Annotated in this window: 17 protein-coding genes and 1 pseudogene; 10 read left to right on the plus strand and 8 right to left on the minus strand. The window is 32.3% G+C overall.

Annotation, left to right across the window (positions count from 1 at the left end; all coding sequences use genetic code 11):
• Positions 1–5: 5 nt before the first annotated feature.
• Entirely contained in the window at positions 6–518 is a 513-nt protein-coding gene (locus C1H87_RS10640; RefSeq protein WP_102755787.1) for a hypothetical protein, read from the minus strand.
• Between the two features lie 924 nt (positions 519–1,442).
• On the opposite strand from C1H87_RS10640, the pseudogene C1H87_RS10650 reads away from it, so the two are divergent.
• A pseudogene (locus C1H87_RS10650) lies at positions 1,443–1,637 on the plus strand (slipin family protein); the annotation flags it as partial.
• A gap of 189 nt (positions 1,638–1,826) precedes the next feature.
• On the opposite strand, the gene C1H87_RS10655 reads toward C1H87_RS10650, so the two are convergent.
• From C1H87_RS10655 to C1H87_RS23655, 5 genes are all read right to left on the minus strand, one after another.
• Complete coding sequence (locus C1H87_RS10655) at positions 1,827–3,338, minus strand: VWA domain-containing protein (RefSeq protein WP_158655189.1); 1,512 nt, start codon at positions 3,336–3,338, stop codon at positions 1,827–1,829.
• A gap of 4 nt (positions 3,339–3,342) precedes the next feature.
• Complete coding sequence (locus C1H87_RS10660) at positions 3,343–4,893, minus strand: M48 family metalloprotease (protein WP_102755790.1); 1,551 nt, start codon at positions 4,891–4,893, stop codon at positions 3,343–3,345.
• Positions 4,894–5,036: 143 nt separating this feature from the next.
• On the minus strand, positions 5,037–5,705 hold the full coding sequence (locus C1H87_RS10665) for a helix-turn-helix domain-containing protein (RefSeq protein WP_102755791.1): 669 nt from the start codon (positions 5,703–5,705) through the stop codon (positions 5,037–5,039).
• 11 nt (positions 5,706–5,716) lie between these two features.
• Positions 5,717–7,645 carry a tetratricopeptide repeat-containing sensor histidine kinase gene (locus C1H87_RS10670; protein ID WP_102755792.1) on the minus strand — a complete coding sequence of 643 codons (1,929 nt, stop codon included), beginning with the start codon at positions 7,643–7,645 and terminating at the stop codon, positions 5,717–5,719.
• A gap of 113 nt (positions 7,646–7,758) precedes the next feature.
• Complete coding sequence (locus tag C1H87_RS23655) at positions 7,759–7,893, minus strand: hypothetical protein (protein WP_262497915.1); 135 nt, start codon at positions 7,891–7,893, stop codon at positions 7,759–7,761.
• Between the two features lie 229 nt (positions 7,894–8,122).
• Between C1H87_RS23655 and C1H87_RS10675 the strand changes: the two genes are divergently transcribed.
• The 6 genes from C1H87_RS10675 to C1H87_RS10695 all read left to right on the plus strand — a co-directional run bounded on the left by C1H87_RS10675 (position 8,123) and on the right by C1H87_RS10695 (position 14,053).
• The gene (locus C1H87_RS10675) at positions 8,123–8,860 is read left to right on the plus strand and encodes a hypothetical protein (protein ID WP_102755793.1); all 738 of its coding nucleotides are present in this window, start codon (positions 8,123–8,125) and stop codon (positions 8,858–8,860) included.
• A 14-nt stretch (positions 8,861–8,874) separates the two neighbouring features.
• A complete protein-coding gene (locus C1H87_RS10680) occupies positions 8,875–9,993 on the plus strand; it encodes a hypothetical protein (RefSeq protein WP_102755794.1) in 1,119 nt (372 codons plus the stop codon).
• A 186-nt stretch (positions 9,994–10,179) separates the two neighbouring features.
• Entirely contained in the window at positions 10,180–10,443 is a 264-nt protein-coding gene (locus tag C1H87_RS23320) for a hypothetical protein (protein WP_158655190.1), read from the plus strand.
• Positions 10,444–10,537: 94 nt separating this feature from the next.
• Positions 10,538–11,512: a vWA domain-containing protein gene (locus tag C1H87_RS10685; RefSeq protein WP_102755795.1), complete on the plus strand. Its 975-nt coding sequence runs from the start codon at positions 10,538–10,540 to the stop codon at positions 11,510–11,512.
• 84 nt (positions 11,513–11,596) lie between these two features.
• Positions 11,597–12,121, plus strand: coding sequence for a hypothetical protein (locus C1H87_RS10690; RefSeq protein WP_158655191.1), 525 nt, complete (start codon positions 11,597–11,599; stop codon positions 12,119–12,121).
• 108 nt (positions 12,122–12,229) lie between these two features.
• Positions 12,230–14,053 carry a T9SS type A sorting domain-containing protein gene (locus C1H87_RS10695; RefSeq protein ID WP_102755797.1) on the plus strand — a complete coding sequence of 608 codons (1,824 nt, stop codon included), beginning with the start codon at positions 12,230–12,232 and terminating at the stop codon, positions 14,051–14,053.
• 179 nt (positions 14,054–14,232) lie between these two features.
• Here C1H87_RS10695 and fbp read toward each other — a convergent pair whose 3' ends face one another.
• Entirely contained in the window at positions 14,233–15,237 is a 1,005-nt protein-coding gene (gene fbp / locus C1H87_RS10700; RefSeq protein ID WP_102755798.1) for a class 1 fructose-bisphosphatase, read from the minus strand.
• A gap of 123 nt (positions 15,238–15,360) precedes the next feature.
• On the opposite strand from fbp, the gene C1H87_RS10705 reads away from it, so the two are divergent.
• From C1H87_RS10705 to C1H87_RS10715, 3 genes are read left to right on the plus strand one after another with little or no spacing between them, the layout of a single operon-like run.
• Positions 15,361–15,840 carry a GNAT family N-acetyltransferase gene (locus C1H87_RS10705; RefSeq protein ID WP_102755799.1) on the plus strand — a complete coding sequence of 160 codons (480 nt, stop codon included), beginning with the start codon at positions 15,361–15,363 and terminating at the stop codon, positions 15,838–15,840.
• A gap of 1 nt (position 15,841) precedes the next feature.
• Complete coding sequence (locus C1H87_RS10710; protein ID WP_102755800.1) at positions 15,842–17,092, plus strand: aspartate kinase; 1,251 nt, start codon at positions 15,842–15,844, stop codon at positions 17,090–17,092.
• Positions 17,093–17,114: 22 nt separating this feature from the next.
• Complete coding sequence (locus C1H87_RS10715; RefSeq protein WP_102755801.1) at positions 17,115–18,944, plus strand: GNAT family N-acyltransferase; 1,830 nt, start codon at positions 17,115–17,117, stop codon at positions 18,942–18,944.
• Here C1H87_RS10715 and C1H87_RS10720 read toward each other — a convergent pair.
• Entirely contained in the window at positions 18,941–19,366 is a 426-nt protein-coding gene (locus C1H87_RS10720) for an arsenate reductase ArsC (RefSeq protein WP_102755802.1), read from the minus strand. The two genes, C1H87_RS10715 and C1H87_RS10720, sit on opposite strands and share 4 nt — an antisense overlap.
• Between the last annotated feature and the right edge of the window lie 122 nt (positions 19,367–19,488).

Below are 19,488 nucleotides of genomic sequence, written 5' to 3' on the forward strand. Positions count from 1 at the left end.
TTTCTTTAAATTATTATTGTTTTGTTTCCTTGGAAGTCTACCATAGTTTTATGACTTAGGCAAATCATACCCTCTTTTATCGCTTCCAAAATCTTTCTTGAACATTCATTAGCTTCATGAAAATGAATGCTGACATTAGAGTCCTCTTGTGCTGAACCTTTTGTGAACTTCAAACCGCCGTTGAATAACACTACTACTGATTCTGAGACTTTGAGAGTATATAGTCTTAAGGGAGAATGGGCAAAGCTAATCGCTTTTTCCTTTTTAAATGGATTATACTTCTTAGGAGGCAATGCTGTAGCAAGCCTCTCGTGTCTGTTAAAGTACTTTTCATGCGCTCCATACTTGTTTGCTATTTGATTTGAAAGTAAATGAGCGAGTTTTTGGACATCTTCCTTGTAGTCACTTTCATATACCTTTCTAAAAAAAATTTCAGTTTCTGAAAATTCAGCCCCTTCTTTACGTATTGTATAGAAAGTTACCTTGCTTCCTTCTTCAGAGAATACTTCTACAAACATATTCACTTTTAAGTTAATTACAAAATAAAATCACTTAAAAGTGAATTTATTGAACTTTTTAACACACTTTATCTATAACTCTCAAGGAATTTCATGGAAAATGTGTACTTAATATTCAAAAAACTAAAAAAACACTCATGCTCATTATTCTTAATTCAAGCTTCATGCCAAAATTAAATTGTTACTATTAGACGAAAAATATTCATAAAAGTTACAATCTATAGCTTTTCTATTTTAAGGGATTAAAACTTATTTTTCTCATAAGATTATTTACTATGATTGTCATAAATCACATATTATGTAAAAATATTAAGGAAGAAATTAAATAAGGAATGATAAATATACATTTTTTTATCAATAAAATTTATATGTAATTGATTTATCGCATGTAAAGCCTCAATCTAATGTACCTTTTACTGTTATGGTTTTAAATTCAATAAAATTTATCCACTTAGATGGGATATGCCACTTATCATACTTAGACGGCTTGATGAACAACAAGTCAGAGAATTTCAGTTTCTCTATCATCAACACTATGGAATCAAACTTACTCAGGAAGAAGCTCATGAGAAAGAAGTAAAGTTCCTTCGGTTCATGACAGTTGTTTTTGATAATTATGATGAGTTCTTTGATGATGAAGAAAAACCAACTTCAAATTGAATTATATTTTTGTTAAACTTTATTATTAAAACCCACCTCTGAAATAGGGTGGGTTTTCTTTTTCTCTATGTAGCTTCTTTATAAAAATTGTCATATTGGCAAGTTCGAATTGTTTCCAGTTCTCCCCACAAAATGAAAAGTTCATTGAAAAAAGAGAACTAAAAAGTGTATTCAGAAGCCTGTCTGTCGGCAGACAGGGAGGCACGACTGAAGAATCTAGTAGCATATATGAGATTCTTCGCTTCGCTCTGAATGACAAAATAGATTACCAAACGTGAAGAAACGGCTTCTACTCGTAGCTTGCTAAATACGGCAAAGTTAATGGAAGAAAACAACATACTGTTCAAGCTAAAAGAAATGGAATACGTTGAAAAAATCGCTGATAAAATTGGCGAGATCACAGTCTCTGGTAATGGAGGTATCGTAACACAATTAAAAGAAATTTTCTCTGGAAAATAAGTGAGTGTTCATATAGAATGCATCAACTATTGATTAGTTGGTGCATTTTTATTGTGACTAATTAGTAGCACCATGAGAATTAATACTTTCCTATTTGCTGTTTTTAGTGAAAAAAATACAATCATAATTAAGCCATAAATTGCTACTTTAATAATTGTATTTTTTTCTTCTATTGTAACTATTTTAAAGTTATAAGGTATCTATTAATGTTTCCAGATTATAGAATATTAATGAAAGATGAGGCGTTGCATTTTTATCCCAACTATTAGGATCTTTTTTAATGTACTTAGTACATTTATTAAGGTCTGATTGTATGGTATTGCAAATTCTCTGTTTACGATTACTTTCTAACCCTAATTTAGAGGGCAAATCATTATAATAAAACTCTTTCTCTTGAATAAACCCCATGAACTCATATGCCAAAGCAAGACTTTCGCCATTTTGGATTTTTTTAAAGTATAGCTCCAAATATTTTAAATCTGTTTTTAAAAGCTTTCTAGTATAATCAAAAAAATTAAGCATATCATTTTGCAATAACTGAATCTGTTCCAACACCCAATCTTTATCTTCGGCATCTGGTTTTAGACTTAAATACTGTTCAAATTTTTCAATAGCTTGTAAATGAAAATCGTTAGCCTCATACATTAATGCCAAATTAAATAGTGCATTGTAATCTTTTGGATTTTCTGTACAAAAATCTTCAAACAATTGCTGAGCTTTTCTATATACTTCTTCTTCAATTGCTTCTACTGCCGTTAAAAATAAGTGCTCTTTTTCAAAAGTTAAATTTGGAAGACTACTATTGGGCTTTGGGTAATATACTTTAAAAAATTTGGTAAAAGCCCTAGTCAATTCAAACTCATTCTGTGTATTTAAATACTTTCCTCCAGATTGCCCAGCAAGGTATTGTAAATCCCGTTCTGCCGGCGAGCCTGGCTTTATATCGAAGCCTATTGTAAAATATTTTACAGGAATCGTATTTCCTACAAATGAATTTGTTTTTTGTGAAAAGCTATTTAAACTGTTACCTGCAGTATTATTGTTACTATTTGTTGTGTTTGTATTTGGATAACTTTTATTCTGATTATTGCTAGTATTACTATTAGTATTAGAGGTAGTTCCACTAATGGTAGTTATTGTTGTTCCTGTTCCATATACATCTTTAGGTCTTATTTGACCACAAGTAGCAACGCCATCACTTAAAACAATTAATTTAGATGCATTACCATCTCCATAATTAGCACTATAATGTTGTAATCTTTTTTTAGCAGCAATCACAGCTTCATGCAAAGGGGTGCCACCTCCGGGTTTACCCAATGCATTTAGCTGTTGCTGTATTATTTTATAATCACTGCTAAACTTTAAGGTTTGTAGCTTCGTTGGATCTTCTACACAACCCCCCGAAAAGGTTAGAAAAGCTACTTGTTGGTTTTCGTTATCTCCTTTTAAAATAGAAGATGTTGCTTTTAATACCGCTTCTTTTGCTTCTTCCCATTTGGGTTTACCACTTTTCCCTTTTAAATTCATACTACCGGACTTATCAATAAGAAAAATAGTAGATGATTTGTTTACAATAGAATCATTAACAATATCCTTTGGGCTAGATAAGGTTGTGATATTATAGTATTCTTTTTCAGGAATATGCTTTACAAAAGAAAAAATCATAATACATAAAAGATATAGTGCTATAAACTTTTTCATAGCCCTATTCATTTAGTTTCTTCATATGCTTATCAAAAGACTCTTTACCAACGTCTAGCTGAGTAAAATCTGTATCTTTATATGTTGTACTTAATAAATGGTTAATATCTCCAAGCCTTTTCACAGCAAGCGGGTGTGATGTGTATATCGTTTCTAAAAGCCCCTTTACTAATTTATCAATACCATCCTCTCCTAAAGCACCATAATCTGTCTTCTCCAAATCTGTTTCAAGATTATTTACCATACTTAATGTAGAATTAAAAATATTATTCATAAACTTTTGGTTACCAGTATTTTCCATCATAATTTTCCAAAAATTCGCAGCTTCTCTTGGGTCATAACCTGCTTCAGACATATAAAACATACCTGCTCGATCCGATTGTGTTTCATTTTTTTTATTAAATAAGCTCATAACCGTGTCTGGTGTAGTATACTCTAAAGCTGTATTTAAAGCCTTTCCTGCCAGGGTACCTTCCCCAACATTCATTTTCTTTTTTACAGTTTGTTTTAACCATTTAGAAGTCTTTTTACCAATATTACTATTGGTAAACCTGGTGGTTTTATACTTTTTTATGCCGTGTTCGTAAGTAACATGAGCTATTTCATGTCCTAATACTGCCGCTATTTGGGCTTCATTTTCCATAAGTTTTAACAAACCTGTATTTATAAATATCATCCCGTTTGGCATTGCAAAAGCATTAGGCACACCATTTTCAATAACATAAAACCTAAAAATAACTCCATGTTTTTCGGCAAAACTTTCTTCTTTAGCATAAGCAGGTAATACATTATTCCCTATCATATTAATATAACCTTGAACCCGGATATCATCTAATAATTTAAACTCTAAATTCCCTAATTTTATAGTGCCATTATGCAATCCGTTAGCCGCTTTAAACACATTATTTGGTATACTTTTAAATTGATTCAGGTTTGTGGCATCAAAATCCTTGGATAAGCTTAGCATAAATTCCTGATCTACTTTACCATAAGTATTTTTACAAACCTCTATTTTAGATGCCATATAAACACCATTATCATTTCGCTCTACATAAACGGTTAAAAAACTTCCTAACTGTAGCTCGTCAAAACCTAAAAAACTTCTTCCTTTGCTACAGGCACAATCAGATCCTCCGTTGCATTTAATAGTAGTTTTATCAGTTAATGCTACTCTTCTCCCATCTATAATAGCTGTATCACCTTTATAAGATTCTATAACGCCTTCAAACTTTTTTATATCTCCATATTCATCTTTATTAAGTAATATCTTAGTTAACACTCTTTTTCTGCTTTCTATAACTATAGCAACATCTACGGTACTTCCTATCGAAATTCTGTCTTTGGAAATTTTTTCTTTTTTTCCTAGCAAAAATTTGGTTTTTCCTGTAACATTAAAGACAAATTCTTCATCGTCGTAATTAATGGTAATGGTTTCATAAGGTTCTTTAAATTCTAGAACTGTCGTTTCTTTCCAGATTTCTTCTTTTTGAGCAACGAGGTATTGTGTACATAAAAAAAACACGGCATACCATAAGGGTTTTAAATAAATCTTCATTTTTAGTTGTGTTATTTGGATTAAAAAATAATTTACTAACAAACCTAGTGGCTAAAGCCTTTATAGTGTTTACGGGAAACCGTAAAAAAAGAAGATTTTTAAGTGTTATTTAATTGATTTGCAGGAATTTACTTAAAAAAGCATTATATTAAACCCAAGTCTTTCGCATTTGCAATTAATTGTATTGTAGTTTTCGCTTTAAGTTCTTCTTTTAATCTGTTTAGTCTTTTTTCTATAGAACTTAAACTATTGGGAGATATGCTTTTTTCTTTTAAAATAATAGAAATTTCTTCCTGAGTGCTTCCTTTAGATAATTGATGTAGTAAGATGGCATCAAACTCTTTTAAAGTGAAAATTTCTTTTTTTCTTAAAGTTGCTGTTAATTCTTCCGAAATAAAACGCTTACTTTCTTTAACACACTTTAGTGCATCAATCATACTTTTTGCACTGTTTCTACCTTTAAAAACGTAAGCAGAAACACCATACCTTTCCATAAGTTTTTTAATTACAGAAGGGCGCTCTTCAATGGAATATACAACAATAGGAATGTTGTAATTTTTATCGCGTAATTTTTTAATTAATTGTTCCCCGGAAGATATACTACTTTCTCTATAATCTTTTTTAAAGGAGAGGTCTGTAATTAAAAGATCAAAAGGTTCCTGGTCTATCTCTGCTTTTACAAACTTTATATAAGCATTATCACAATATTGAGCTATAGTTATATTTGTAATCCCTACCCCTTGCTTTATTTTTGAGGCAATACCATCACTAATGGTATCAATATCTTCTACAAGGAGAATTTTTTTAAACATAACTATTTTAATTAATAAGGGATTATAATGGTAATTTTTGTACCATGACCATTTCCTGAATCAAATTTAATCCTCCCTTTAATACCAGCAATACGGGAACCCGTATTGTTAAGACCTACACCAAACTTTTGCGCTTCATCCATACCTATTCCATTATCTGAATACGTAATATGCAGTAGTTTCCCTTCTTTCTTAAAGTTTACAGCAACCAAACTGGCTTCACTATGTTTTTTCATATTCACCATAAACTCTTTAAGACTTCTATGAATGGCTATACATTTATAGTCTGGTACTTTTTCCCAAGCTATAGTTTCCAAACCTTTAACCACTACTGTGGTTTCTTTATTGTAAAAAGCACTTAAAGTATCTTTTAGTTCTGTAGCAAATGACTCTCCTACAGCAATTTCCCTGTGATCGTGAGAAATGGTACGGGTTTGCCCATATATTTTTTCTAAACTATCTAAAAGATATGGACTATCTGTACTGGGGTTTTGCTCGATAATAGCCATTAGGCTATAAATATCGTTTGAAAGTTCATCATGCAAGCGCTTACTAATCAGTTTCTCGGTATTATAGACTTCTTTTAGTTTCTCTTTTTTATAACGTTGCCGTAAAGCATAATATAACGACACGCCTCCAATTAATAAGAAGCCACTAAGTGATAAAAACAATATTTTTTGTCCTTTTTGAATTGCCAGTGCTGCTTTTTCTTCTGCTTTCTCTCTTTGTAACTGCAATATTTGCTCCTTTTCTTGCTGATCGTCATAACGCATTTTTGCAAACTGCGTTTTTACTTTAAGCTCCTGCTTGTAAAGGCTGTCCTTCAAAAAAATGTAACGGTCTTTAAAGATTATATTTTTAGGGTGTAACTGCATTAAGAGTTGCAAGGCATCGGTTTCTGCTCTAGGGTTTTTTATTTTTTTAGCCAATTGAATCACTGTATCCAAATATCGACTCGCTTTTATTGGGTTTTGCTTTGCATGATATTCTCCCAGATTCGTATAACTGTGTAGTTGCCCACGTTTGTCATTTTTTATCTTACGAATATTAAGCGCCTCTAAAAACATAGGAAGCACCTCTTTTTTATCCCGAAGCCATTGCGCATAGGCAAAATTATGCAAGACTCTAGCATAGCGGGTTGAGCCTTTTTTTAACAAAGAATCTGATAACAATTCTCGTAATAAATTGGTAGCACCATTATAGTTCCCTTGTTCTTTATAAACAGTTGCTAAATTATTTTGATAGCTAATGATGTCACTTTTTGCATCGGTAATAGCTATAGCCATTTTATAATACTTAATAGCATCTGTAAAATTTAATAATTTTCTATTATTAGTTGCCAATTCATTATATACGGAAGCCAAGTTTTCCTTATCCGAACTATTGTTTAAATACTGTAAAGCTTCTACCAAGCTTTCTTTAGCGCTAAAAAAATCAGTGGTTTTCTTCTGGAGCATTGCAATATGTTTCATTGTAATACCCTCTTTTACTGTATCTCCTATTTTTGAAAAAAACTTTTTTGCTAGATGATAATAGAAAAACGCACTATCTGGCACACTAGTTAGTTCTTCATAATAGTAGCCTAAATTAAATGACGCTCTGGCTTTGTAGTACTTATTATCCATCTTTTGAGACCGTTTAGCCAAAAGATGATTGTAGTAAAAAAAACTATCACGTTGTTGTTTGTTTAAATGTAGAATCCCCTTTCTAGAAATAATGGCTAGGGCTAAAGAATCTAACGGCAATTTTTTCGAGCTGTTAAACGCACTATCAACATAAGCTATCTTTTCCTTTAACGTTCCTGATTTGTTTTTGCTTAATTCTAAAAATAAATAAGGTTTACTTTTTGGTTTAGAAATATCATTTTTTGCACAAGCATTTATAAGCAATACTAGTACAGTACTTAAAAAAAGAGTTTGAATTCTAGTGCGGTTTAACATTTTAGTTACATAGCTTATAATGAGGCAATTAAAAACAACTTTGTAAAACTAATAAAAAAAACCATACAAATTGTATGGTTTTAAGATTACAAATTAAGTAGTAAAAAACTACATCAATCATCTTTAGGCGGCGATTTAACTTCTTCGTCATCTCCTTCTGTAGCAAGTGGTTTTACTATTTCTTCATTCTCTTCTGCTAAATCAGTTTTTGTGCAAGATGTTGCTGTTAAAGTCAATAAAATCCCCATGCATACTAATAAACTTTTCATAATTATAAATTTTAAAGTGTTAATAAATTTTGGTTAAGCCGATTTGGAACATTAGTTTGCACTTGCTAAAGCTTTAACCGGTATGCGCTTTTTAAGTACACTTCAAAGGAACAAGGAAGGAAGAGGAAAGTGCTGTCATGACCGTCATGGAGGTCATGACAGAATTTGTTATATAAATGATATAGAGATTTTTAAGTACATTTGATGCATGCCAATCACGAAACTCACAGAAGAATTTCTGCCTGCATTCATTTATATTACAGACCAAATATTGGCTGAAGAGGATCCTATTGACTATAAAAAAATAGCAGAAGAAGGTGTACCTGCTAAAAAAGAAATTGATGTCCGCACCATAAAACGTGCTTTCGATCTTAGAGAGGAACTAGCAAAAAATAAATTAGAACGAAAAGTTTATAAGCCAACCTTAAAAACCCTAAATGTGCTTTGCGCCTATTATTTTGAAAATCCAGAAGAAAAATTTTTGAAAATCGCGAAAAACTACCGAGAAAAAATAGAAGAATATTATACAGAGCATAGCCCTAAAACACCCGTGATACAAGCAGTTTTTAAACCAAAGCCAGAAAAAATTCAATTTTTAGAACAGCAGCAAGACCAATATTTACACCTTAAAGGTACTGTTGAACAGCAATCGTTAAATGTTTTAATGAGCTCTATGGAACAAAATTTATTGAAACGCTTTGAAGGCCTGCAACAAAAAGTGAATGATGATTTGGAGATAAAAACCAAAATGATAACTCATTTAGAAAATAAAATAGAAGAATTGCAAAGCAAACTAAAACAAGCTAATTTTATGCATAATACATTAGGTGCTTTAGGCTTGTTCTTTGTTTCTATTAACTACGACTTTATGGACGATCAAAGTATTTTTGAAGCATTTTTAGATGATCATGACGATGATGGTGATTTGATAGATGATATTATATAATACTTCGTGAGGTTATGAACTTAAAAACAGAACGAAAAATAAAATTTTGGCTAACTACCATTTCTAAAGTCTTAGTAATTGCTCTCGTAATTTTTAAGCTTATTGATATTCTGTTCGACAAAAAAGATACAACTGTATTAGAAAAACAAACCTTAACCACTAATCCTCAAGAAAAACACATTACAGATTCCATCCCCCAAAAAGACTCTATTTTTAAGCCACAAAAAAAACATACTGTTCAAACACAAAATAATAAAACAGAAGATCAAAAAAATATAACAAAAGCAATTAGTCCTGTATACGCAAAACTAAACTTAGTAGAAGATAGCTTTATATGGCTAAAAGATAAACAAAAGTTTGTTTTAAAACTGGCAAATACCACTACTGCACTTGCAGAAAACGTAACGGTAAATGTTGTTCTAATATATGAAAAAGAGCAGCAAACCATCCCAATAAAAGATAAGACGCCTGTAAACCCTCTTGGAGTATTAAATCTAGATTTTACAGCTTCTAATACATTGCGTACCTCTTTACCAAAAAGTATTCTTTTGTGTATTAATTACGAAAGTAAAAATGCTAAACAAAAGAATTGGCATAAATACCAATTAGGAAATAAAATAACCGGTTCTGGTGCAATAGAAACAAGATCTGTACATTATACAACCCTTTCTGTTTCAAACGGTGTATATGTCAATACTCCTCCAAATTGTATTATACAAACTAAAAGTAATAGAGCAACTTCTAGTACAAAAGATAATGATATCACTTTAGAGGGTATAAAATCTAGCACGCGGCTATTTTTAAGAGGTTTAAATAATAAGTCTCAAATCACAATAAAAAATACAACGACTCCTAAACTCTATACACAACTTTCTTCAATAGGTTTTAGTAAATATAGTTATGGTTTTAGCGATGAATTTGACGTAGTCTCGCATACCAAAAGTACGGCCATAGTAAAGCTTGTTTTAACAGAAAAAGGACGAGCTACTTATTTACAGCAACAAAATATCTATGATGCCGAAAACAACTCTAAAAAAGTGAGCAATTTCTTTAAGTTCTTAAATAGGAAGGGGAGCAGCTGGGAAGGTAAGTTGATCAATCAAAATGGCATTTGGAAATTTGATGTGTTTTAATCTTACGAACTCAGAAATAATCGATTCATAACATTTGCTTTTATCAAACCTGAATTAAAAGTTGTATTTCAACGAATTTCTGTTCAGTTCAACCAATTATCCGAAGAAAAACCATCTCGTTATGGCTACCCGTAAAAAAGTATAAAGTATTGAAATTATGTTTGTTACGAACATAATAAAATACAAATGAAAAAATCGATCTTTATCTTCTTCCTTGTCTTTATAGGACATTTTACAACACATGCTCAAATACCCGAAACCAGTTTCTTTGGAACTAGTTTAGTAGGGACTTCATTAAACTACAATTTCACAGAAAGACATAGATGCTCAGTAACTATAAGTTCTGCAAATTATGGTTTTGATTTTGTTGGTCGGAAAAATTTACCACGGTTAATCAGCAAAAACCATTCTAAATATCAACGGAAAAAGGTTTATGCTTTAAGATCTTGATCTAATAGCCTTTCGATTAAGCTACTATATAAAAATTATTCTCTCTAAATACTATGATACGACAATCATTTAATCCATTAAAAACTAAAAAATTATGAAAAAAATCTATTTATTATCCGCTTTGCTAACTGTGTTATTTGCATGTTCATCAGATGACAATCCGCCACCACTTGATCAAGCTTTCGAGAATTTAAACGATGTAACAACAACTAGTCTTGAAACAACTATTCCTCGATTAGAAATTTCACAATCTAATGGTAAAATAACGGCGCTATTATCTGTTACGGATCAAAATGGAACTCCTTTAGAACAATTTACACTTGGGAATTATGAAGTTAAAATAACGCCTGATGGAGGTGAACCAGTAGTGCTCAATCAAAACCAGATTACACTTTCGGAATTCAACAATACAAATTCTGACCCTCTGGCTATAGCCACTACCATGGATTATTCTGGAAGTATGGGCTCTAATGACATTCAAAACATGGAAACCGCTTTAAAAAACTTTATCAGTCTAAAGGGTGATTCCGACTTTATGTCTATAATCAAATTTGCTTCCTCAATTGAAGAAGTACAAGGTTTTACTACAGATGCAACCTTGTTAGATGCCGCAATAGATATAGACCCATATATTGGTAGCTCTACAGCATTTTATAGTGCTTGCGATTTGGGTATAAAAGAGGTAAACAAGCTCAATGGTGTTTTGCCAGTAGTCATTGGTTTTACTGACGGTTATGATAATAATTCATCCATTTCTGCTAATAATTTGATACTTAAATCCAAATCTTTAAGTATACCTATATATACCGTAGGCTTTGGAAATGCAGATCAAGCTGGTTTAGAATATTTAGCAAACGAAACTGGCGGTAGGTTCTTCTACGCTCCTACAAGTGATGATATTTCAAATCTTTATGAAATAATCGATCAGCAGTTGAGAAAACTATACATTTTGGAATGGAACATTAATTATCCTTCTGGTACTGTATTAACAATAGAAATTACAACGAGCTATACTGGTGCGAATGATTCATTTACCGATCTATCAATAAAAACAATCACTGTTCAATAAATTATACAACCCTTCCGGTTTAATTAAAACCAAACAATCATGAAAAAAATCTATAGCAAAATTCCATCTTATAAACTTTAAATTATGAAAAAAACAATTCTATTACCACTCACATTATTATTACTGATATTTACGAGTAAAACAACTGCACAAAATATGAGTGAGGCAGGTTCTTTTGGTGCAGGGTTAGCATGGACCTCACTAAATTATGGTGCGTCATTAAAATACAATTTTACAAAAAGTCATACTGGTCAAATAATCGTAGGATCTGTAAATTACGGTTTTAGTTATGCTGATCAAAGTAGTTTCTCAATAACAGGAAGGTATTCATATAACCTTGATACTAACGATATCGGTTTTGCCAGCTTCCATCCCTATTTGTATGGACAGGTAGGGTATTGGACCCTTAAATACGACCTGGGCTACCTGGGTTCTTACAATCTAAACTCAATAGCCGCTGGCATTGGAGGGGGCACTGAATGGTCATTTAATGATTTTATTCAAGGGTTGGCCTTCTCGATCGAATTAGGCTATACTTATGTCTCTTTTGATGGCGTAGCATCTATAGGAGGTTTTAATGGTGGCGGCGGAATTCATTATTACTTCTAAAAACCCTTATGGTTATTAACTCATAATAGTTATCATGTTGAAAAACCTTATATAGAGAATATGTGAGATTATCAAAACATGGCGAAATGACAATCTAATTACAAAACAATGAAAATAAAATTCACTTTATATCTATTGATTGCATTAATTTACAATCTCTCACAATCTCAAATAAATACTTTAATAGAAGGCAAAGGAACTATCTCTTCGGGTGTTATTGGAATAAATGATTTAACTATTGACAATAATGAAAATCAGATAATTGTAGGAAGGCTAAGCCATATTAGTGATTTTAACAATGATTTTGATCCCGGAGAAAATATTTACGAATTACCAAATGTAAATTCTCTATCTGGTACCACAGGATTTATCGCTTCATATTCTAAAATGGGAGAGTTAAATTATGCACTTCAAATAACTGATGCAGATATTAAACCTTTCGTGAATAATATTTTGGTGGAATCTGATAGTGCAAATAATATATATGTCTATGGAGTTTTTACTGGAAAAGCAGATTTTGATGGAGGCAATAATATACAAGAACTTAGTAATGCTACTATATACACTTCCGGAAATTTTCTTTCTTCCTACGACAAAGATGGAAACTTTAGGTATGCGATCCCTTTTCCTTCAAACGCAATTACGAATTCCTTTACAACCATACCAAAGTTTTTATCGGTCGATAAAGATGGAAACAGCTATTTATTATTCAAAAATAACTATGACGCTGATTTTGATTTTGATAATGGTACTGGAGAATTTTTAATTCCATGGGGAACATATGTTCTATCATATGATACCAATGGGAATTTTCGATTTGGGCATCAAGTACCTAATAACACAAAAGATATAGGTTTTGATTCTTCTGGAAATTATCTAATAACGGGAACACTTATTGAATCTATAGATCACGTTTTTGATTTTGATCCCAGCAACAGTGTCTTCTCCTTAGGAGACGTTAATAACAGTTCATTCTTTTTTGCCTCATATTCAAAAGATGGCGATTTGAACTTTGTAAAGGATATTAAGGGTCCTAACGCCGCTCCAGTAGCTATTGTTGGAAACAACAATAACATTTTTATTGCTGGTGAAATGGGAGCAGGGATAATTGATTTTGATCCTAGTGAAAATGAATATAATGTAGAAGTGAGTGGTTTTGAATATGATCTTGGGGATATGTTTTTTGCTAAATACACAACTGATGGCTCATTAGTTTATGCAAAGGCAATACAAGATAAAGTTGGCAACGTTTCATCAGAAACAATTACAGATTTTGAGGTAGATGCTGATGGAAATGTTTACATAACCGGTAGTTTATTAAGAGGAATAATCGATTTTGATTTATCAGAAAGTGTCGCCGAAGTAAAAGGAGGAGTTGGAGGCATTAGCAGCACTCCAGGTGATTTGTTTGTTGCCTCTTATGACAACAATGGTGATTACAAGTTTGCCTACTCTGTTGTTTCTTTTATTAATCATAGTATTCTAGAAATAAATCCTCACTGTTCTTTTTATTATTTGTCTGGAAATTTTCAATTCGAAAATGCTAGTTTTGAATTTTTCCAAGAAGGAACCCCATTTCAAATAGTAACTGGAGACAATCCTTCTGGAGGTCTAACAACGGGGTTTATAACTAAAATCAAAGAAGGATCCTCCGCAAATGAAACATGTAGCTCTTTATCGACTAAGGATCATAATAACATCGCGAGTAATATTAAATTGTCACCAATACCAATTACTGATAGATTAGATATTGATTTACCTTCAAATATAAAAATCTTAAATACAAGAATTTTCAATCTAATGGGGCAAGAAATCTATTCCAGTCTGGAACACAAAACAAACTTAGAATTGCATAATCTGGATAGCGGACTTTATATTTTAAATTTAAAAACCAATCAAGGTAATGCTTCCTTTAAAATCATGAAGAATTAATAGCCAATTAAATGAAATGGCGTTGGTCAAAATAGATGGAATCATCTTTACGAAAAATGGCGATGATTTGTCCTTTTTTAGAATAAAATGAAGTACGAAAATTGAATCGCTACACCAACCAATAATCAGCTAGAATTGTAGGGATATGTAAAATGCGAACGATATAGTTCGCATTTTTATTATGAATCCTGCATAAACTCCTCAACCTTTTCTACCATATTTTTACTTCCGCAAATAAATGGTACACGTTGATGTAGTTCGGTAGGCTCAATGTCCATAATTCTTATAAATCCGTTGTTAGCCTTTCCATTAGCCTGCTCAGCTAAAAATGCCATCGGGTTACATTCGTACAACAAACGAAGTTTTCCGTTCGGATTCTTTGAACTCTGTGGGTATAAATAAATACCTCCTTTAATCATATTTCTGTGAAAGTCGGACACCAAAGATCCAATATATCTCGATGTATAAGGTCTATCGCCCTCTTCCTTTTGGCAATATTTTATATAATTCTTAATACCTTGAGGAAAATGGATATAGTTCCCTTCATTAACAGAATAAATATTTCCATCCTCCGGAAATTGCATATCGGGATGCGATAAATAAAATGAACCTATTGCAGGATTTAATGTAAACCCATTAACACCTGCTCCAGTTGTATAAACCAACATGGTAGAGGTACCATAAACCACATAGCCTGCAGCTACTTGTTTACTCCCTTTTTGTAAAAAGTCTTTTAACGTTACCGGAGTACCAACAGGAGTAATACGTCTGTAAATTGAAAAAATTGTTCCTACAGATACATTTACATCAATATTCGAAGAACCATCTAACGGATCTATTAGTACAACATATTTATTTTGATGATTTTCATCTTGACTATTAATAGCTATAAAATCGTCTTCTTCCTCACTTGCAATACCACAAACAATGTTCCTTTTTGTTAATGTTTGTATAAACTTTTCATTGGCATATACATCTAACTTCTGTTGATCTTCTCCTTGAACATTTGTATCTCCAACAGCACCAATAATGTCTACCAACCCTGCTTTGTTTACCTCATGGTTTACTACTTTAGCAGCTAATCTTATGGAATTAAGGAGACTGGATAGTTCGCCTGAAGAATATTTAAAAGCCGATTGATTTTCGATAATAAACTCTCCTAGAGTTTGATTTTTGTGAGACATAAAATTGTTTGTTTAGTTTGTGCAAATATCAATTATTTTTTAATGAACTACAACGTTTTCGTACAAGATTAATAGCATTAAATAATCAACTTTAAGTTATATTTGAATTAATTATACTAACACATGAACTACTCTATACGAAAAGCTGTAAAAAGTGACATGTCTCAAGTACTTCATTTAATAAAAGAATTGGCTGTCTTTGAAAAAGAAGTCGATGCTGTTGAAGTTACTGTTAAAGACCTGGAGATTGATGGATTTGGTGAGAAACCAGCTTTTGAATGCTTTGTAGCCGAAGCTAATCATACCATTGCAGGTATTGCCCTAATTTATCACCGATACTCTACTTGGAAAGGGAAATCATTACATTTAGAAGATTTAATAGTGAGTGAATCTATGAGGGGATCTGGTTTAGGAACTGCCCTTTTGGATGAAGTTGTAAAATACGGACATAGCTTAGGCATAAAACGTATTAACTGGGAGGTACTTGACTGGAACGAACCAGCTATTGTTTTTTATGAAAAAAAAGGAGCCCAAGTAAAACGTGATTGGAATGTTGTTCATTTAAACGAACAAGGTATTAAAGATTATATAGCAAAATTATAGCATGCAGGTATTCAAATTTGGTGGTGCATCGGTAAAAGATGCTTCAGGTGTGAAAAACATGGCTTCTGTATTGCAAGAAGTCGGTTATGCCAACACACTAATTATTGTTTCCGCTATGGGGAAAACAACCAATGCATTAGAGGTTGTTATAAAAAACTATTTTGAAGACAAAAGCCAATTACCTGGCTCCCTCGAGGAAGTTAAAAAATTCCACACTACCATTTTATTAGATTTATTTAAAAATGAAAATCATCCAGCTTTAAAAAAAGTAGCTGTTCTTTTCGATGAATTGAAAACCTTTTTTATAACAAATAAATCACCCAACTACAATTTTGTTTACGATCAGGTTATCGGTTTTGGCGAGTTGGTTTCAACAACAATTATAAGCGAGTATTTAAATGCCATAGATATAAAAAATAATTGGATTGATGTTCGAACCCAAATTAAAACAGATGATTTTTATAGACGTGCCAATGTAAATTGGGAAGAAACACAAAACTTAATAAACTCGAAATTTGATAAAACCATTTTAAATATCACCCAAGGATTCTTGGGCAGCGATTCTAATAACTTTACAACAACTCTTGGTAGGGAAGGCAGCGATTATACCGCCGCTATTTATGCGTATTGTTTAAATGCAGAAGCTGTTACCATTTGGAAAGATGTACCTGGTGTTTTAAATGCCGACCCACGCTATTTTGAACATACGGAACTGCTTAATAAAATATCGTATAGAGAAGCCATAGAATTGGCTTTTTACGGGGCCTCGGTAATTCATCCAAAAACATTACAACCACTACAAGGTAAAGAAATTCCATTGTATGTAAAATCGTTTATAAACCCCAAAGCACCTGGTACCAGAATTGGCAAAAATGTTACTTTAGAGCCTATGGTTCCTTGCTTTATTGTAAAGAAAAACCAAATTTTAATATCATTGTCTTCTTTAGATTTCTCTTATATAGTTGAAGAAAACATCAGTCATATTTTCAACCTATTACATCAATACAAAATGAAAGTGGATGTTATTCAAAATTCAGCTATAAGTTTTTCGGTTTGTGTAGATAATATTTTTAATAATATTGATAAATTGTTGCTCCATTTAAAAGCAAAATTTAAAGTAACCTGTGAAGAAAATGTATCTCTTTACACGATTCGCCATTACAATGAAAATGCGATTAGACAAATTGAAGAGGGTAAAACCGTGTTACTAAAACAATTAACTCAACAAACTGTTCAAGTAGTAACTAAATAAACAATTTAGTACATTTACACTCATGACCAAACAACAAAATACGGGACTGGTAACCGCCAAAGAAGTCGCTAAAGCTATACAGTTAAACAAATATGGCTTTTTTGGTACTTTTATTGGTTGGGTTTTAATGAAAATCCTTAAAATATCTACTCTAAATAAAATATATAAGCGCAACAAACACCTTAGTGATTTGGCTTTTCTAGATGGTATTTTAGAGGACTTTCAAATTAAATTTGAAATCCCCGAAGAAGATTTAAAGCGCTTACCAAAAGATGGTCCTTATATTACTATTTCCAACCATCCCCTTGGAGGTATTGATGGTATTCTACTTTTAAAGCTTATGCTTGAACAACGCAAAGACTTTAAAATAATAGCCAATTTTTTGTTACACAGAATAGAGCCCTTAAAGCCTTATATCATGCCTGTTAACCCTTTCGAGGACAGGAAAGATGTAAAATCAAGTATTACTGGTTTTAAAAATGCTATCTTACATTTAAGGGACGGACATCCTCTAGGAATTTTTCCGGCTGGTGAAGTATCAACATATCGAGATGGTAAACTGGTAGTAGATAAACCTTGGGAAGAAGCCGCCATGAAGCTTGTAAAAAAAGCAGAGGTGCCTGTAGTCCCTATTTATTTCCATGCTAAAAACAGCAAATTGTTTTATAAGCTTTCTAAAATTAGCGACACTTTTAGAACAGCCAAATTGCCCTCTGAATTGTTAACTCAAAAACGACGCACCATAAAGGTTAGAATAGGAAGACCAATCTCTGTTACCGACCAAAAAGAACACACGTCACTTGAGAGTTTTTCTGGCTTTTTAAGACGTAAAACTTATATGTTATCGAATGCCTTTGAAGATAAATCGAAGATTTTAGATAACATTTCCTCTACATTAAAAAGCCCTAAAGCGCCTAAAAATATAGTAACACCTGTCGACAATATGCTTATGGCCGAGGAGGTTAAAGCCCTTGTTAAAAACAATTCCAGGCTGTTGCAAAGCAAGAATTATGAGGTATTTTTAGCCGAACCAAAAACGATTCCTCATATATTACGTGAAATAGGGCGTTTACGTGAAATTACTTTTAGAGAGGTTGGGGAAGGTACTAATGAAGCCATTGATTTAGATACTTTTGATACGTACTACCATCATATGTTCCTTTGGGATAATGAAAAAAAATTAATAGCTGGCGCTTACCGAATGGGCTTAGGATCCAAAATTTTTGAGCGCTACGGTATCGATGGCTTTTATTTGCAAGACTTGTTTAGGTTCGAACCCGAGCTACACAAGATGATGAGCCAATCTATTGAAATGGGACGTGCTTTTATTGTTAAAGAATACCAGCAAAAAGCCATGCCTTTATTTTTACTTTGGAAAGGTATTGTGCACACGACGTTGCGTTTTCCTGAGCATAAATTTTTAATTGGCGGGGTTAGTATTAGCAATCAGTTTTCAAACTTCTCGAAATCGTTGATGATCGAGTTTATGAAATCGCATTATTACGACCCTTATATAGCGCAATACGTGCATCCTAAAAAGGAATTTAAAGTTATACTTAAAGATGCCGATAAAGATTTTGTCTTCGATTCGACAGAAGCCGATTTAAATAAATTCGACAAAATAATAGACGAAGTAGAACCTGGAGCGTTACGTTTGCCAGTACTTCTAAAAAAGTATATAAAACAAAATGCCCGGTTAGTCGCATTTAATGTGGATCCCCTATTCAACAATGCTGTAGATGGTTTAATGTACATTAAAATTGCCGACTTACCGGAAAGTACTGTTCGTCCTGTTATGGAAGAATTCCAGGCAGAATTAGAAAGTAAACTGGAAAATAACGGAGAAGCTTAAACTAGGTTATACTTCTCTACAAACTCTTTGAAATATCCTTTTATTTCTTCTCGTGCTTTTAAAAATGCTGTATGCTTTTCATCATCGGTACCCACTACTTTAGATGGATCGAAAAAATTATGGTGTAAGCGCAATGCATTTTTACTTGGAATATACGGGCAATTTTCATTAGCATGATCGCAAACCGTAATGATGTAATCAAAATCTACGTCGGCATATTCGTCTACATGGTTAGAGGTATGATGATCTATATTTAGTCCATCTTCTTTCATAATGACCAAGGCTCCTGGATTTAAACCGTGAGTCTCAATGCCTGCACTATATACAATTACACTTTTGTTTTCTAAAAAATGGTTTAAATATCCATGCGCCATTTGACTTCTACACGAATTACCCGTACACAATACTAAAATGTTCTTCATAATATTTCCTGCGAAGGCAGGAATCTTTTTAATTAAACTTTTATTTTATTTTTATCCTCTTCTTTTAAAGAGACTATTTTACAGTGAATTTTGCTTAAGAGTTCAGAAGTCACTCCAAGTAC

The sequence above is a fragment of the Flavivirga eckloniae genome, from assembly GCF_002886045.1.
In the GTDB taxonomy this organism is placed as follows: domain Bacteria; phylum Bacteroidota; class Bacteroidia; order Flavobacteriales; family Flavobacteriaceae; genus Flavivirga; species Flavivirga eckloniae.

Coding starts and splice junctions, on each gene's coding strand:
- C1H87_RS23655 (WP_262497915.1), bottom strand. CDS start 7,893: ATGGGGATTTTATTGACTTTAACAGCAACATCTTGCACAAAAACTGAT.
- C1H87_RS10675 (WP_102755793.1), top strand. CDS start 8,123: ATGCCAATCACGAAACTCACAGAAGAATTTCTGCCTGCATTCATTTAT.
- C1H87_RS10720 (WP_102755802.1), bottom strand. CDS start 19,366: ATGAAGAACATTTTAGTATTGTGTACGGGTAATTCGTGTAGAAGTCAA.
- C1H87_RS10690 (WP_158655191.1), top strand. CDS start 11,597: ATGAAAAAAACAATTCTATTACCACTCACATTATTATTACTGATATTT.
- C1H87_RS10660 (WP_102755790.1), bottom strand. CDS start 4,893: ATGAAGATTTATTTAAAACCCTTATGGTATGCCGTGTTTTTTTTATGT.
- C1H87_RS10685 (WP_102755795.1), top strand. CDS start 10,538: ATGAAAAAAATCTATTTATTATCCGCTTTGCTAACTGTGTTATTTGCA.
- C1H87_RS10710 (WP_102755800.1), top strand. CDS start 15,842: ATGCAGGTATTCAAATTTGGTGGTGCATCGGTAAAAGATGCTTCAGGT.
- C1H87_RS10670 (WP_102755792.1), bottom strand. CDS start 7,645: ATGTTAAACCGCACTAGAATTCAAACTCTTTTTTTAAGTACTGTACTA.
- C1H87_RS10640 (WP_102755787.1), bottom strand. CDS start 518: ATGTTTGTAGAAGTATTCTCTGAAGAAGGAAGCAAGGTAACTTTCTAT.
- C1H87_RS10680 (WP_102755794.1), top strand. CDS start 8,875: ATGAACTTAAAAACAGAACGAAAAATAAAATTTTGGCTAACTACCATT.
- C1H87_RS10705 (WP_102755799.1), top strand. CDS start 15,361: ATGAACTACTCTATACGAAAAGCTGTAAAAAGTGACATGTCTCAAGTA.
- C1H87_RS10695 (WP_102755797.1), top strand. CDS start 12,230: ATGAAAATAAAATTCACTTTATATCTATTGATTGCATTAATTTACAAT.
- C1H87_RS23320 (WP_158655190.1), top strand. CDS start 10,180: ATGAAAAAATCGATCTTTATCTTCTTCCTTGTCTTTATAGGACATTTT.
- C1H87_RS10665 (WP_102755791.1), bottom strand. CDS start 5,705: ATGTTTAAAAAAATTCTCCTTGTAGAAGATATTGATACCATTAGTGAT.
- C1H87_RS10715 (WP_102755801.1), top strand. CDS start 17,115: ATGACCAAACAACAAAATACGGGACTGGTAACCGCCAAAGAAGTCGCT.
- C1H87_RS10655 (WP_158655189.1), bottom strand. CDS start 3,338: ATGAAAAAGTTTATAGCACTATATCTTTTATGTATTATGATTTTTTCT.
- fbp (WP_102755798.1), bottom strand. CDS start 15,237: ATGTCTCACAAAAATCAAACTCTAGGAGAGTTTATTATCGAAAATCAA.